At 61.2% G+C, this 15431-nt stretch carries 11 protein-coding genes; 7 read left to right on the forward strand and 4 right to left on the reverse strand.

Going from position 1 to position 15431, the window contains the following annotated elements:
* Positions 1-30 precede the first annotated feature (30 nt).
* A complete protein-coding gene (locus THIDRDRAFT_RS00695; protein ID WP_007038854.1) occupies positions 31-1776 on the reverse strand; it encodes a PIG-L family deacetylase in 1746 nt (581 codons plus the stop codon).
* Between the two features lie 19 nt (positions 1777-1795).
* On the opposite strand from THIDRDRAFT_RS00695, the gene THIDRDRAFT_RS00700 reads away from it, so the two are divergent.
* From THIDRDRAFT_RS00700 to THIDRDRAFT_RS00730, 7 genes are all read left to right on the forward strand, one after another.
* On the forward strand, positions 1796-4330 hold the full coding sequence (locus THIDRDRAFT_RS00700) for an O-linked N-acetylglucosamine transferase, SPINDLY family protein (protein ID WP_007038855.1): 2535 nt from the start codon (positions 1796-1798) through the stop codon (positions 4328-4330).
* Positions 4331-4427: 97 nt separating this feature from the next.
* Complete coding sequence (locus tag THIDRDRAFT_RS00705) at positions 4428-5375, forward strand: GNAT family N-acetyltransferase (RefSeq protein ID WP_007038856.1); 948 nt, start codon at positions 4428-4430, stop codon at positions 5373-5375.
* Between the two features lie 422 nt (positions 5376-5797).
* Complete coding sequence (locus THIDRDRAFT_RS00710) at positions 5798-6979, forward strand: hypothetical protein (RefSeq protein ID WP_007038857.1); 1182 nt, start codon at positions 5798-5800, stop codon at positions 6977-6979.
* 666 nt (positions 6980-7645) lie between these two features.
* Positions 7646-9010 (forward strand): sialidase family protein, encoded by a 1365-nt coding sequence (locus THIDRDRAFT_RS00715; protein ID WP_139058573.1) that lies wholly within the window; start codon positions 7646-7648, stop codon positions 9008-9010.
* A gap of 144 nt (positions 9011-9154) precedes the next feature.
* Entirely contained in the window at positions 9155-10318 is a 1164-nt protein-coding gene (locus THIDRDRAFT_RS00720; protein ID WP_007038859.1) for a glycosyltransferase, read from the forward strand.
* An 85-nt stretch (positions 10319-10403) separates the two neighbouring features.
* A complete protein-coding gene (locus THIDRDRAFT_RS00725) occupies positions 10404-11552 on the forward strand; it encodes a hypothetical protein (protein ID WP_007038860.1) in 1149 nt (382 codons plus the stop codon).
* Positions 11553-11554: 2 nt separating this feature from the next.
* Positions 11555-13033, forward strand: coding sequence for a hypothetical protein (locus THIDRDRAFT_RS00730; RefSeq protein ID WP_007038861.1), 1479 nt, complete (start codon positions 11555-11557; stop codon positions 13031-13033).
* Here the strand turns inward: THIDRDRAFT_RS00730 and THIDRDRAFT_RS00735 are convergent.
* From THIDRDRAFT_RS00735 to THIDRDRAFT_RS00745, 3 genes are read right to left on the reverse strand one after another with little or no spacing between them, the layout of a single operon-like run.
* Positions 12984-14147 carry a glycosyltransferase gene (locus THIDRDRAFT_RS00735; protein ID WP_007038862.1) on the reverse strand — a complete coding sequence of 388 codons (1164 nt, stop codon included), beginning with the start codon at positions 14145-14147 and terminating at the stop codon, positions 12984-12986. The genes THIDRDRAFT_RS00730 and THIDRDRAFT_RS00735 overlap by 50 nt on opposite strands.
* Before the next feature lie 9 nt (positions 14148-14156).
* The gene (locus THIDRDRAFT_RS00740) at positions 14157-14528 is read right to left on the reverse strand and encodes a DUF2304 domain-containing protein (protein WP_007038863.1); all 372 of its coding nucleotides are present in this window, start codon (positions 14526-14528) and stop codon (positions 14157-14159) included.
* Positions 14529-14554: 26 nt separating this feature from the next.
* Positions 14555-15241 (reverse strand): glycosyltransferase family 2 protein, encoded by a 687-nt coding sequence (locus tag THIDRDRAFT_RS00745; protein ID WP_007038864.1) that lies wholly within the window; start codon positions 15239-15241, stop codon positions 14555-14557.
* Positions 15242-15431: the final 190 nt, after the last annotated feature.

Raw genomic sequence — 15431 nt, forward strand, 5'->3', positions numbered from 1 at the left:
CGTTCGCGGACCCTGAGCGTCGGGCTTGTCTCACTTCGGCGTCGCGCCTCTGCGGAGGCGCGTGACCATCCAGCGGAGCGGGGCGGTGAGTCGCCAGGAGGTCGAGCGATAGATCGCCTCTAGCGCCAGGCGTAACGCTTCGCGTTCGGCGGTATTCCGTTGCGATGCCGCCTCCATGGCGGCGATCCGCGCCTGCAGTTCCTGCCGCTCCTGGTCCGTCGAGTCCAGATCGGATCGGAGTCGATCGCGTTCGACGCTCAAGGCGGCACATTGGTCGTCGCGTTCCGTAAGCTGGAGACGCGCCTCGTCGAGCGAGCCGTTCAGGCGGCGAGCCAGCGCCAGCATCTCCCGCCCGCCCCAGCGCGAACTCCATTTTTCGTAGGCTTGCGGCGAGGCTCCCCACGGGCGCGGGTCGTTCCGATTTCCCGTCTGTCTCGGTTGACGCCAGGTCAGGGTGGCTCGGTCCAGGTGGATGGGGTCGATGTGCTCGTGGATCTGAGCTGTCAGGTCCCAGACGTCCAGCGTGTCGAGTTGTTCGTCGAATCGGCAGTCGGCGGCGACCAACTCGCGTGCGAATAGCGCGGCTGGCATGGGGAGTCCGGTTCCGGCTTGCAGATCCAATCGGTCCAGTCGTTCGTTCTGGATGCGTGATTGGCCGGTGGCGTCGTCTCGGATGCGCAGGCCGCTGTAGACGCATTGGCCTACCGGGTCGCTGTTCAGTTGTTCGAGCAGCAGGTTCAGATGATCGGGATCTGGAAGGCTGCGGTCGTCGATGAGACAGATGTAATCGCCCCGGGACTCTTCCAGGGCTTGGTTGAGCGTCTTGGCTGGGTGCTCTTCGGTGTCGGCGAGGAGGGTTCGGACCGGAAAACGTCCACACCAGTCGGTCGATCCCTCGGCGATCTTCTGGGTTTGGGCGACGATCAGGATCTCGATGTTCGGGTGCGTCTGGAGCGCGAGCGCGTCGAGCGTGTCGGCCAGGCACTGAGCGTCCTCGGCGAGCAAAATGGCCGAGATCAATGGCGGCTGCTTGACGGTGTCCCTGTTGGTGCGTGTGTAATAGTCGCCTGGACGGATGAGGCGCAGCGGGTCGCGTTGCAGATCTGCTCGGCGCATCGTGCGCAATGCCTCCGCCGCTTGGATCTCCTCCGGCAGGGTGTAGGTCCGGAAGCGGTTCAGGGCCGAGACGTGCCGGTCGTAGGACTGCTGGCTCATCTGGCTCGCGAAGCAGGCCATCGCCGCCGATTTGCGTTCGAGCACGGGGGTGATGTCGACTAGATGCGAGGGATGCAGTGGCACCCCGACCTCGTACATGACGAGCAGAATGTCTCTCGGGCAACGTCTCACAGCCTCGGCGGCGGCGAGCGCGAGCACCAGATGATCCGGGTGGACCTCCCACCAGGAGGGTGCGTAGAGCAGTTCCGCGCGGTTGTCCTCAATCGCATCCAGGATGCGGCGGATGAGCGCCTCACCGTATTCCAGCCCTCGGTCCGGCAGTTCCCAGAAGTCTGGCTCGCCATAGCCGAGGAGGGTGCCGGCGTGGCGGCTTTCCGACTGGCGGGTCAAGGCGTATGTCGCCCGATCGCGATCCTGGCCGAAGGCGCCGTCGGTGACGATGACGACCCGCACCGGGTCTCCCGCCTCCAGATGACGCATAATGGCACCCCCACAGCCGAACACCTCGTCGTCCGGATGCGGTGCCAAGACCAAAACGGGTCCACGGCCGACCGAGCGTACCGCTTCATAGGGAACGAATTGGTGTTCCGAGAATTTCATTGATAGAAGGCCAATCGCTGTGAGCAATTATTCGATTTCATGGTCGTCCCAGGATACCGCACCGGTCGCACCCGATCCCTTCGCCACCGGGCTCGCCGCGCATCGGCGGGGCGATGTCGAGGAGGCGATCACCCAATACCTGAAGGTCTTGGGGCAGCATCCGAATCAGGCGGTCAGCTACTACGATCTTGGCGTCGCGCTCATCGATGCCGATTTGACGCTGGTCTCCATGCCCTTTCTGCGGCGTGCCTCGCTGCTGATGCCTAACTCGGAGACGCTGTGCTACGCCGTGCTGTTCGCGTTCATCCATTCGGGCCGGTTGGACGAGGCGGAACGCTTGATCGCCGAGGGCGAGGACACGGGGCTCTCTCCCGAGACTTGTGCACTTTGGCGCTCCTGGGTGACCGGCTGCAAGGGCGGGCGCGATCCGGCCGATCTGGGGCTGGCGTCTCCGCTTCCCGCGCAGGCGAACTCGCGTCTACCCGAGCAGCCGCCGACACCCATTATGTCCACCCTCGTTCACGCACGGCTTCAGGAGCCGTTCGCCAAGGCCGTGCAAGCGTATCAGGCCGGGCGGATGGAGGTCCTGATCTCCGATCTGGGGTGCCTGGTCGAAGAAAATCCCTCTTGGGGAGAGGGTCATCATCTGCGTGGTCTGGCCTTTCTGGCGCTCAACCGCATTGAAGAGGCCGTGGCCGCGTTGCGCCGGGCGAGCGAGCTGCTGCCGGGACGGGCCGAGCTTTGGGATCATCTGGGTGTTGCCGCCGTCCGTCTCGGGGACGAGGCGCTGACTCGATATGCCTTCGAGCAGGCGCTCTTGCTGAATCCGCTGCGCCCCGAGACCTGGAACAATGCGGCCGATACGGCCATGCGTCAGGGGTGGCTGGGCGCGGCCTATCAATATGCCTTCATGGCCCTGCAGCTGAAGCCGGATTTGATCCAGTCCGTTTTCTGTCTGTTGCAGGCGGCCTACAAGATCGAGGTCGAGGCCGGCTCGGTCGATTCGGATCGCGGCTTGCTCGCGCGCGCGACGCGTCTCGTCAAGCGCGGTGTTGGGACTTCGCAGCAGGCGTTGGAGGTTTCGGAGCTCTTGTCGCAGATCGGGCGCTATCCGGATGCCTGCGAACTGCTGGAGTCGAGTTTGGAGCGTTTCGGCGATCATGAGCCGGCCACGCTTGGAAGGCTCGTCATCAACCAGCGCCGAGTGTGCGATTGGCGCGCCTTGCCCGAACGGCAGGCGCGTCTCGTCGATCGGCTCCGGCAGTCGGATCTGCCCGTTGTTTCGCCTTTCGCCGCCATGAGTCTTCCTGGTCTCAGCCCTGAGGATCTGCGCAAGACCGCGCGCTGGCGTGCGAGCCGATTCCAGAAGTGGGAGAACCAAGCCGCAAATCTTCGGCCTGGTCCGACGAAGGCTACCGCTGCGCGGCTGCGTATCGGCTATCTGTCCGATGATTTCCAGGACCATGCCACCGCCTATCTGACCGCCTCGGTTTTCGAGCGGCACGATCGCTCGCGTTTCGAATGCTTCGCCTATTCGACCGGCGCGGACGATGGCGGGTTCATGCGCCGTCGCTTGAGCGATGCCTTCGAGCATTTCGTCGACATTCGCTCGCTGGGACATCTGGAGGCGGCCCAGAGGATTCGCGACGATGGCATCGATATCCTCGTCGATCTCAAGGGCTACACCAGCAATGCCAGGCTCGAGATTCTGGCATTGCGGCCAGCGCCCATTCAGGTCACCTGGCTTGGATTCCCCGGAACCCTTGGCACGTCCTTTATCGATTACATGATCGTGGATCCCGTCGTGGTGCCGCCGGAGCGTGCCGCTTGTTACGACGAGAAGCTCGCCTATATGCCGGGCGCCTATGCGCCGGTCGACGAACGTCGTCTGGTGGCGGACAGGCCCAGTCGGACGGAGGCGGGACTCCCCGAGCAGGGCTTCGTCTTCTGCTGCTTCAACGATCCCTACAAGATCACCTCCGAGATCTTCGAGCGCTGGTGCGCCATCCTGAATGCCGTGCCCGGATCGGTGCTGTGGCTCTATGCCAAGACCCGAGTGGTGGCCGACAATCTTCGGCGCGAGGCCGAACGGCGGGGGCTCGATTCCGAGCGGCTCTATTTCGCGAGCAAGGTTTCGCAGCCCGAGCATCTGGCGCGACTTGCGCTTGCCGATCTGGTGCTGGATACGCTGCCCTATAACGCCCATACGACGGCCTCGGACGCACTCTGGGTGGGAGTGCCTGTTTTGACCTGTCAGGGCGAAACCTTTCCATCGCGGGTCGCTGCCAGTCTGCTGCGTGCGGCCGGTCTGCCGGAACTCATCACGGGCGATCTCGCCGGTTACGAGGCTCGCGCCGTCGCTCTGGCCAAGGAAGCTGGCACGCTGTCCGCGCTCAAGAGCCGCCTGGCCGAGGCCCGCCGAACGGCGATCTTCTTCGACAGCGCGCGTTTTGCCGCCGATTTGGAGACACTCTATCGAGAGATGAGGGAGCGGCAGATTCGTGGATTGCCACCTTCGCATCTTGGTATGCCAGGTTCGGAACTGGGCGAGTGATCCCTATTTATCCGATGATAGGTTGCCGATCGATTGACCGCCGATGTCTCCTGGCCATAATGCGGTGTCATTGGGTGCACTAGGGTTTTTCTGAACGATGCTTGACTACAGAATCCGTGTTTGCGAGCCGGGCGATGAGCCCGAGTTGTGCGCGCTGTTCCGGCACGTATTCGGTAAACCGCGCTCGCTCGAAGAGTGGCACTGGAAGTTCGAGTCCAGTCGAGAACTGGGCGCCTCCCCTGTGTCGCATTCGCTGGTCGCCTTGACGCCGGATGGCGAGATCGTCGCTCATGCTGGCGCGGTCGTCTTGCCGGGCTGGTTTCGTGGACGATCGATCCCGATGGTTCAGGGATGCGACGTGATGATTCACCCGGAACATCGCGGCGGCTTTGGGGCGAACAATCTGTTCACGCTGCTATTGCGTGAATTGCTCGATCGGATTGCGGAGCAGCTTCCCAGCGCCTTTCGCTACGGTTTCGCCGGACAGGGACCCTGTCTGGTCGGTGAGCGAGCGGGAGTCTACGAGCGCATGGAACTTGCCTTGGACATCGACGTCGAAACCGGTTCATCCTCGTTGTCGCCTTGGCAAGCCGTGCCCTTGGGTTGGGACGACCCGAGACTGGATCGGCTTTGGGCGCGTCGGCGTCGCCAGTTATCGCTGGCCGTGGTCCGTGATCGCGCCTATCTGGATTGGCGCTATGGTCGTAATCCCTCTTATGTGTATCATCTGACCGGAGTCGCCTTCCTGGGGCGTTTGGTCGGTTGGGTCGTCTCGCGTTCGGACGGCAGTCGGCTGCTCTTGGTCGATGTGCTGCTTCCCACTTTCGGACTGAAAACGGCTCTTAAAGTGGCGGCGTCGAATGTGGTGACTGGCGATGCCTCGGCGGCAGTCGTTTGGCTGCCGGCGCCTCTGCGCGATAGACTCGGGTCGTCGGCGCGCGAGACGCCGGTGATGGCGACGGCCATGAGTCGCAAGAGTCCGATTCCAACGGCCGAGGCGCATCGGATGCTCTATTACACGATGGGCGACGTGGATATCTTTTGAGGGTCGCTTGTCTGGAGCGGATTTGCCGGGTGGCCGGTCGTTTGCTCGATGCAAACCACGGCAACCGTAGCCGGCCGTTTCGATGGAAGGAATCGGTTCGCGAGGTTTTTCCGCCAAATGTTGTTGTGGCGCAACAGTGGTGGCGGAGCAGGCTTCCGAAGCCGGTTGTATCAGGACTTTTGCGAGATTTTCTAATCTTTTGGCGTGGTTCGAAAGACGCCGCGAGGCGGCTCTTGCTCGTCAGATGTGGGTTGACAACAACAATTTGTGGTGTAGACTCCTGATCGAGCCGCGAGCCAGCGTGGCATGCGTTTCGGATGGGTCAGCGCCCCGCTTAAGAACCATCCCGGGTAGTCCACGAGATCCGGAATACTCAGTAATCTGTTAGTTTATCACGTGTGAATCACAGGAGAACTCCAGCGATGTTTGCAAAATCCACACTCGCATCCGCGGTCGCGGCAGCCATCGGCGTTTCTGCGGTCGGTATTGCCCAAGCGGACAGCGTCCTCTTCCCTCAGGTTGTGCTGAGTGACACCGTCACCACCATTGCCAGCGTTATCAACACCAGTGGCAATAACTGGACGAATGACGGAGCCCGTAACGGGTCTAATCTGCATTATCGTTTCTTCTACAAGGGCGCCAGTAACACTGATCCCTGCCAGGAATACAATGAATATCTGCCGACCAGTCAGAACGATATCCAGACCATTGATCTGAGCGGTTACTTCGGTTCTGACACCAAGGGCGTCCTTTTCAGCGATCCTAGCACCAATAACGATTGGAGTACTGCTACAGATTATGCTTTCGGTCGCTATGTTTCCCCTGCTCGTGGTTACCTCTACGTAGATAACGCCGACGACGCCAATGGCGCTGTAGGCGATGCAACACTCTCCGGTGAGGCTTTCGTTTTCGAGTTTGGTAGCGGTGCGGCTTGGGGTTATCAGGCCTATAGTAACGACACGACGACTGCCAACATGACGTCAGCTGATATTGGCAACAGCGCCGATTATCGGTTTGCAGCGTCCGCGAGCCCCTCTCAGGTTGCTTTGATGCCGTTTGATGAGATCGAGACGGCCTTCTTCGTGACTCCGGTGAGCTCCAACATGGCTTCCGATGTCAGCAATCCCTATGCTGCCCGCGTCGAGTTCTACACCTCAATGAATCGTGGCGATCTCTTTGATCGTGACGAAAATCTCATCTCCGGCGCCGTCCCGCAGGATGTTGTTTGCGTTGCTCGCGTCAATGCTAAGAGCTTGATGAGTGACGGTACGATGAACCGTGTCACGCATGGTGGCTGGGCACGCCTGCTCAACTATCGCTTGGACAAGGTGGGCGGTAACCCCGCTTATTCTGTTCCCTCGTCCTCAGTTGATGCTAATGGCTGGGCGCCGGCTTATGCCGACGCTGGCTCCACTGCCGATGCTTCAAGTGTCGAATTTAGTGAAGCTTTGGTGACCAAGGCAACTTCAGGTGGTGCTGGAATCTCCAAGACGACAGCTCCTGCTGGCGCAATCGTGATCAAGCTTGAGTACAATGTTGGTGGAACCTTCAATGGCGAAACCGTTGGTGGAGTCTACAACAATGCTGTTCTCCTTCAGCCCTAGCCCTGATCGCCTTCGCGATTTTGTTGGAAAGAGCTAACAGCTGGTGAGCGAATCGAATTCGCACTGATTTTATTCGATCAGCTCATCTAAAAGGCCGCCTTCGGGCGGCCTTTTTTCATCGTTATCATCTCTTCATTCCGTATTGGTAGGGTGTGTCTCCTCTTGCGGATCCTCTTCGAATAACGGGAGCCTTCAGTGAACCCCTTTTGGCTTGATTTTATCCGTCGTGTCGGTGCATCGGTCTTAGCTCTGGCCTCTTTTGGTGTTGGAATCGCGCTAGCCGCCGATGTTATACCCGACCCGTCTGTGTCCGGTATTCGGCTATCCTCTCAGCCTATGGATATTAATGGGTCCTGGGATTATGCCTTGGACAATGAGGGGCGGCTTTGGCTGGCATATTATGACCAAGCGCAGTTGCTTCATCTGATTGATCCTTCCCGTCAAGAACGCCTACTGGCCTCAGAGGGTCGAGGGAAGGCTCCCTCTGGTCTGGATTTGGTCTCCTTGAGGCGGGGCGTAGGCGTGCTGTGGCGTGACAAACTTCCATCTAAAGAACTTTATCTGCTTGATCTTGATGCGGCGCATGAGAATCAAGTTCCTTTAGGGGTCGGTGGAGATACGGAGCCCTTAGCTCGGTTCGTTGCCTCCGAGGACAAGGCAGGCCGTTTGCATTTGTTGTGGTACGGTGAGAAGAAGCTTGACGAGTCGAGCGAGCTGCACAACCTCTATTATCGCCAATTGGATTCCAAGACCCAGGAATTGTCACCGATCGAATGGGTGACGCCTGGCATCTATCCCCTGCTTTCGGTCGGCGACTCCGGGGACATGGTCTATAGCTGGATGAAGACGGCGCTGGGGAACCAGATCGTTTCGCGTTTCCGTCCCGAGAACGGCACCTTTGCCGAGGCAGTCCCGGTCGCGACCGTGCCTGAGATTTCACCTGTCTTCGAGGCGTTCCGTAGCGGTTCTCGCTGGTTTACCGTCTGGCTCGCGCAATATGGCGCGGATAAGCGCGACTTCCGGCTGGAGGGTGCGCATTCCGACGATGATGGTAAGACCTGGACGCGCTTCGAGATCTCTGGTCTTGCCGGTCGGGATATCGGGAGCCTACAGATCGTGTCTGACGAGGCCGGTCATATCCTGATGGCGGCGACCGGCCGTAAGCGTTTGCCGGGCGTTGAGACGAAGCAGGATGTCTTCCTGGTGCGCTCATTCGATCGTGGCGACACCTGGGAGACCATGTCTGAGATTCGTGGCGGAACGACGCTTGGCAAGACGGTTCCCGCCAAGATGGATCTGAGCCAATTCAGTGCGCGCAATCCTGTCGTCGCCTTCGGTGAAAAGCCTGGAGAGGTGCTCTTCGTGTGGGAGGATTGGCGCGACATTCGTGGCAAGCTCTATGCGAGTTTGTCGAATGACTATGGTCGTACCTGGGCGCTCAGCAACGTGCCCTTGACCGCCGATGACGGGAAGAGTTACGGATTGCGTTTCGAGCCGAATGCGCTCTTTTTCTCCGAGGGCAAATTCCATGTGATCGCCGAGCGCGCTGTTGATGACACCTTCACTCAGAAGGAACTGGTCGAGTTGAGCGTTACGGCGGAGGATCTGACGCGATTGGCGAAGGCCGGGCAGTCTCGGACTAGCTTGGACACGAAGGATAACCAGGACGCCTTGCGCGAGCGCGAGAAAGGCTTCTGGAAGGCGATGGAAGACAAGGATTTCGAGGCGACCTATGCCTATCTGGATCCCTTCTTCCGCGCACGTGTGCCGCTCCAGCGCTATCTGTCCATGATGGGCAAGATCAAATATGACGCATCCGAGGTCGAATCCGTCTCCATCGATGGATCGCGTGCCGAGGTCGTCGCCAAGATCAAGGCATCCATCCCCGCCTTCAAGGCGCCGACCACTGGCGAGACACTCAGCCAGCCGGAGCGCGAGGCGTCGGTGAAGAGTCACTGGCTTTGGGTCGATGGAAACTGGTACCGCGAGTTCCTGGTCGAGTCGAGAGGAATCGTCTTCTCGCGTTATTGATCGCGCCCGGAAGTGTCCGCCAAGGTCCATGGGTCGGCCTTGGCGGGCATGTCTCTCCAGGGGGAGATCGAGTCGCCACCCCACCGCGGATCGTCCTCCTGTCGTTTCGAGTCTGATTCGGACTCCTTGTCGAATGGAACGCCCATGCGACTCCTGATTTTGCACCTTGCCTCCGTCTTCGGCGGCGCGGAGCGTACGACGAGCAATCTGCTTCGCTATCTCGATCGCGATCGGGTGACACACGTCACCCTGGCCTCCACGGCGGCCCTGCGTCCCTTCCTGCCGGATCGTTTCGACGACTTCATCGATACTGCGCCCCACCTGCCGCGTGGCTGGTTCACCGACTCGAAGGATCTTCTCCGAGATGTTCGAATCGCGGGAACCTTGATCCGCGAGGCGGAGCCCGACCTGGTGCTCGGGATGATGCACTATTCGGCGGCACTCGCCGTTTTCGGCACCCGTCTGAGTCGCGTGCCTGCGCGCACGATCGGGAGTTTTCGTGGACCCGTCTTCGAGCATATGCGCCATTACGAGCGCGGTCTGCGTCGCCGGACCTTTCTGCGGTTCGCCGTCGGGGCGACGGCGCGCTTGGCGGACCGTATGATCGTGCCTTCGCAGGGCACGGCCGACGAACTGAGGCGCCATTTTCTGGGGTCGATAGAACGGACGGTCGTCATTCCGAACGGCATCGACAATGATGAGGTCGCGTTGCTCGCCGAGGAACCGATCTCCGGTCTGGAGCGTTTGGATCCCGCGCTTCCCTTGCTGTGCGTGGCGGCCCGTTTGTCTCCGGAGAAGGATATAGGTTTGCTGCTGGAGGCATTTCGCCGCGTTCAGGATGTCTGTCCGTCCGCCTTGGCCATCGTCGGAGACGGGCCGGAGCGTACTGCGTTAGAACGTTTGATAGACCGTTGGGGATTGGGAGGGCGCGTAGCCTTTGTCGGTCACAGGGAGAACGTTTATCCTTACCTCCGTCGGGCCGATCTCTACGTGCATACCTGTAAGTTCGAGGGATTCGGCTACACCATGCTGGAGGCGATGAGTTGTGGAACCCCGGTTGTCGCCACCGATTGCCCCTACGGACCGCGCGAGGTGATCGGAGACGATCGTTATGGGCTTCTGGTTCGCCCCGAGGATCCGGCCGCCTTGGCCGAGGCGATCCTGGCGCTGCTCCGCGATCCGGCTCGACGCCAAGGGTTGCGGGATCGTGGGCTGGAGCGCGCTCGGGACCTCTCCACGGCGCGCATGGCCGAGCGTTATCGGGCCGTCTTCGAGGATTTGATGCCACCTTCGGTTCAGGGTCTTTAGCGTCCATGTGATCGATCCGACTCCCAATCTATCCATTGTGACAACCGCGATTCGACCGAAACCACTGCGTCAGGCAGGGACATGGATGCTGGCCTTCATCGGCGCCTCGGTACTGTTGATTCTGGGCGTCTGGGGCTTCTATCGCTCTGGAGATCCAGTCGTCGCTCCAACCCTGATGTTGTCTGGCGAGTCGCTAAGTCTCACCAATGGCGAGGGGGCCCCGACGCCAAATGGCGTGCGTGTCGATGCACTCGCCCCGAATGGGAACGCCATTGTGCAGGCGGCCATCAAACCGTTCGATGCCGCGCTCTATCGCGACCTTCGCTGGCGAGTCGATGGTCTGGGTGCGGGGCAGGAGCTGCGTTTGATCTGGGCCAGTAAGAGTGATCCCAGATCCATTCAGGCGCGCCCGCTGTCCGGTGTCGTCGATGGAGAGGGCCGCATCGACTTGCGGACGGATCCTCACTGGCGGGGGCAAATCGTTGCGCTCGGACTGGTTGTGCTCGGTGAGCTGCATGGTCCGATTCTGGTGCGAGGCATGGACTTGCGCCCGCGCCTGCTGTCTTTTTCTGCCCTACGCGATGCCTTTCTTGCCGATTGGACCTTTTTCGAGGGCTGGACAGGTCGGTCGCCCCATTTCAATCGCGGCGCGCCCTTGGGCACGGCCTTTTCCCCGGTGGTCTTGGTCTTCCTTTGGGTCGGTCTGGCCTGCGTCCTCTACCTGGCGATCAACCCACCCTGGCGTTTCAAGCCGGGGATCCTGCCCTATGCGGCCTTTTTTCTGATTGGTTGGATCGTCTTGGATCTGCATTGGCAATGGGATCTAAGCAAGCGGCTCGATATCACCAAAGAGACGTACGCAGGCCTGTCCGATGCGGGTAAACAGGCGGCTGGGTCGGATAGCAGCTTCTATCCCTATTTGATGGAGCTTCGGCGTCGTCTGCCGGAGCAGCCGGCCCGGCTCGTTCTGGTCTCCGCCGATCCCTTCGGTTATGCCGCCATGCGCACGCGTTATCATCTGGCACCGCATAATGTGTTTGCGGGATTGAAAGGATTGCCCGAGCAATCGCAACTGAACCCCGGCGATTACGTTCTGCTCATGTATCCCTTGCCTCGCATTCGGTATGACGCGACGCGTCATCGGCTCATCGAGGGGAATCGGGCATTGCCCGTCGAGTTGATCGATGGGCGATCGAGTCTCGGTGCACTCTTTCGCGTCGGGAAGGAGGATTGATCGTGGGCTGGTGGGGTGTTGCGCTGGCGGTGATGATTCCCTGGCTCGCCGCAGTCGTGTGGCTGAGGTCGGCCTGGCCCGATGCGCGTCCGGGTGCCGGGGCCGCAATCCTGGGATATGCCTATCCACTGGCTTGTCTTGTGGTCGCTGCGGTGCTGTGGGTTAGCGGGCGGCTGGGTCTCCCCTTCGCGCTCTCCGGTCCGCTCATCTTGGCGATCGCCGCGCTCTTGCTGCTGATCGGTGCTCGCCGAATCTGGCCGTCCAGGATCGATTTCGAGTCGGTCAGGCCGGTCCGACCCGATTGGCGTCATCTCCTGGCGGCGATTCTGCTGATCTGGATGCTGGCCCGCTTCATCGATCTCCTGCTCGAACTCTGGTGGCAGCCACTTTTCCCCTGGGACGCCTGGACGACCTGGTTGCTGCGGGCGCGTGTCTGGTCCCAACTCGGGCATTGGGTGCCCTTCGTCGCCTCTTCGGAATGGCTGGCCGATTCCACCACCCAGGCCCAGACCATCGCGGCCTGGAACTATCCTAACGCGGTGTCTCTGATCGGGCTTTGGTCGACGTTGGGCTATGGCGAATGGAATGAAACCGCAGCGAAGATTCCCTGGATCGGTTGTGCCCTGGCGTTGGCTCTGGGCTTCTATGGTCAGGCGCGACTTTGGGGTGCCTCTAATTTGACCGCGCTGTGGTTTCTGTGGCTCCTTGCCACCTTGCCGCTGCTCGATAGCCATCTCGCGCTCGCCGGATATGCCGATCTCTGGTTGTCGACGCTGCTGCTGCTCGGCCTTGCGGCCGGGCTGCACTGGGCTCGCGACGGAGACCGTCGGCAGGGCCTGATGGCTCTCGGCTGCATCGTCGCCTGCGCCTTCATCAAGCAGGAGGGGATAGTCTGGTCGCTGCTCTTCATCCCGGCGTTCCTCGGCGCCCGATTGTCCAGGCGCTGGATGCTGGCGCTGGTCGTTGCCTTCGGTCTGACGGTTGCGGGTCTATGGGTCTCGGGAGGATTGGTCGCGGAGTCTCCTTGGGGGCATGTTGAGCTGAGTCTGCGTGCGATCGAGCTTCCTCTGATCGGGCGATTTGAGATCGCCTACCACGCCAGTTGGGCCGGGATCTGGCGCAACCTCTTCCTCTACGACAACTGGCATCTCTTCTTCTTCGGGTTCATTCCCGTTGTGGGCTGGGGATGCTGGAGGGTGGTTCGCCATTCCGTCGAGCCGTGGGAACGGGCGGGGCTGGTCTTCGTTCTGAGTGCCTTGGGTGCGCTCTATGTTCTCTTCTTCTGGACCGGCGCCTATCGCTGGGCCGAGGACTCGACCAGCGTCGCTCGGCTCTTCATGCATTTCATACCGGCCTTCACCTTCTGGGCGCTGGTCCTGTGGTCGGAGCAGTCCGCTCGGGCCGATCTCTCGGTTGCAGCCGAGGAGGAGCCTATTCACCAAACAGGATACGACGGTAAAGGTCTGCAGTCGCCGAGCTGATCGCCTCGATTCCAAATCGTTCTGCCAAGGCCAGACGTCCGCGCGCTCCCAGATCCTCGCGCAGTCGGGCATTCGATTGGAGTCGTCCGATCCGTTCGGCCAACTGAGCGGGATCCCCAGGCGATGTCAACAGTCCGTTCTCCGCCTCGCGTACCACCCAGCCGGTTCCCGATCCCGCGATATCGCTGACCACGACCGGTTTTCCAAAGCGCATGGCCTCCAGTTGGACCAGACCGAATGCCTCGGTGCGCTCCAGCGACGGGAGACAGAGTAGGTCGCAGCTTGCCACCAATGCTTGAAGTACGGCGTCGGGCTGGAATCCGGTCAGGGTGATTCGCTGCTCCAGTCCGAGCGCGGCGATCTTGGCCGTGAGCCGATCTTGTAGGTCGCCTGTTCCGACGATCAGGATCCTTGAATCGGGCAGGCGCGCGGCGGCATCGATCAGAACCTCATGTCCCTTGTAATAGGTCAGGCGTCCCACGGCGAGGATGCGTGTTCCGGGTTCGGCCCAAAGGCGTTCCGCCTGACCGAGCGTGTCGTGGTCTGGATTCGGGATGCGCTCGGCATTCAGGCCCAATGGGATGACGTGACAGCGATCGCGCCAGGGGCGGAGGGCGGTACTCGATTCGAGATAGTCCGGCGAGGTTGCGATGACGGCCTGCGCGCGCGCGAGCAGGGCCTGCTCGAAGGGGCGATAGAGTCGGTAGGCCAGGGCCAGTCGGCGATCGATATCCGAGGTCACCACATCCGAATGCCAGTGAACGACCCAGGGGATTCGGCGCGCTGAGGGCAGTGCGAGCGCGGCGAAGGCCGAGGTGTTGGGAAGATGCAGATGCAGCAGGTCGGGGCGGAAGTCGCGGATGAGTCGATTCAGCCAGATCGGGAAGGCGGGGCTGATAGGGGCGTAGAGGAGCCGACCGAGGCAAGGGGCTCGATAGACAGGGATCGGATCCCCGAGCGTCGGTTTTGGTCCCGGTGTCGACCTTCCATCCGCATGGACCAGTGCGGCGACGGCAACGCCCTGCGCATGCAGGGCCGGCAGCAGATCGCCGAGGAAATACTCCATACCTCCAGCGAATGGAGCGAAATACTTTCCGATATGCAGGACGCGCATCGACGGGACCTAGGACTCTTTGGGTGCCTGCGCTTCGGTCGTGGCCTCGGCCGGGGGATGGTGCGCCTTCATCATGGCGATCTGTTGCGCCAAACGCCGGATCTGACGCTCCTGGCGCGAGCGCTCCAGATCCATGGTCAGGATCTTGATAAGCAGCATCGCGAATCCGAGCAGGATCGCCAGCATGGGCGGATAGCTCACGCCGAGGTAGTGGGCGATGAGATCGAACAGATGTGGGAAGAATCCGAGCAGGGTGACGGTCGCGGCGGACCCGATCCACCAGAAGGCGTAGGGGCCGTGCAGATGATCGCGCCGAACCAGCCACAGGATGGTGGCTGCGAGCGCCAGCCCGATCGCCATTGAGGTCATTTGATGCGTCATGTCGACTCACGCGTCATTGGAAGAGATCACTCCTGATCGGATCGCGAGCCGCGCCCGTGTCCCACCCTGGCGATGCATAGAAGACTGGTCTGAAGCATGTATTTTCCCACTGTCCACCAGGAATTGAATACCCGGGACACGCCCTGAGTCCTCGGCTTCATGGGCACGGCGACCTCCAGCGCGCGCAAACCGCGACGGCGCAGGATCAGCAGCACGCCGACGTCCTGATAGTCGAGCAGGCTGGCGACGGGGGAGGCGAGTACGGTCATGGCTGCGCGATTGTAGGCGCGGAAGCCGGAGGTGATGTCCTCCAGTCGCATTCCGGTCAGACCCCGGAAATAGCCCCAGGCGATACGGCGCAGTGCGCTGGCCCGTTCCGGGAAGGCGCCGATAACGACATCCGCCTGCTGGGCCAGAACGGGTTCCAGAACGGCATCCAATGCCGCCGGCTCATGCTGTCCGTCGGCGTCGAGCGTGACGGCGAAGGGGCTGTTCGTCTGTAGCGCATAGCGCAGTCCGGTTTGAATCGCCCCCCAGGCACCCAGTTGGAGCGGAAGGGGAAGGACGATGGCACCAGCCGCGCTTGCCTCGGCGATCGTGGCGTCCGTGCTGCAATCGTCGATGACGACGACCGGCAGGTCGTAGCGTCGACGAACGTCTCTAACGACGGCCCCGACCGTGGCGGCCTCGTTGTGGGCTGGAATTAACACCATAAGGGGAGTGGAGCGCCTGCGAGACCTGACCCGATTCGCTGTCGCAGCATCGGTCGCAGGTCGGAGAAATTGGACGAATCTGTGAATAAGTGCGTTGCGTGAAGAACGAGACTGGGTTGTCTGCTTGATCGGTGCGTTCGTTCGGCTAAACTTGACCAGCGCCCGTTATCGGTACAGGTGTTCCGGCTGT

This window comes from Thiorhodococcus drewsii AZ1 (genome assembly GCF_000224065.1).
GTDB classification, from domain to species: Bacteria; Pseudomonadota; Gammaproteobacteria; order Chromatiales; family Chromatiaceae; genus Imhoffiella; species Imhoffiella drewsii.

Bases quoted from the DNA above. Each gene is read 5' to 3' on its own strand.
- THIDRDRAFT_RS00695 (WP_007038854.1), bottom strand. From the start codon at position 1,776: ATGAAATTCTCGGAACACCAATTCGTTCCCTATGAAGCGGTACGCTCG.
- THIDRDRAFT_RS00705 (WP_007038856.1), top strand. From the start codon at position 4,428: ATGCTTGACTACAGAATCCGTGTTTGCGAGCCGGGCGATGAGCCCGAG.
- THIDRDRAFT_RS00710 (WP_007038857.1), top strand. From the start codon at position 5,798: ATGTTTGCAAAATCCACACTCGCATCCGCGGTCGCGGCAGCCATCGGC.
- THIDRDRAFT_RS00720 (WP_007038859.1), top strand. From the start codon at position 9,155: ATGCGACTCCTGATTTTGCACCTTGCCTCCGTCTTCGGCGGCGCGGAG.
- THIDRDRAFT_RS00725 (WP_007038860.1), top strand. From the start codon at position 10,404: ATGCTGGCCTTCATCGGCGCCTCGGTACTGTTGATTCTGGGCGTCTGG.
- THIDRDRAFT_RS00735 (WP_007038862.1), bottom strand. From the start codon at position 14,147: ATGCGCGTCCTGCATATCGGAAAGTATTTCGCTCCATTCGCTGGAGGT.
- THIDRDRAFT_RS00740 (WP_007038863.1), bottom strand. From the start codon at position 14,528: ATGACGCATCAAATGACCTCAATGGCGATCGGGCTGGCGCTCGCAGCC.
- THIDRDRAFT_RS00745 (WP_007038864.1), bottom strand. From the start codon at position 15,241: ATGGTGTTAATTCCAGCCCACAACGAGGCCGCCACGGTCGGGGCCGTC.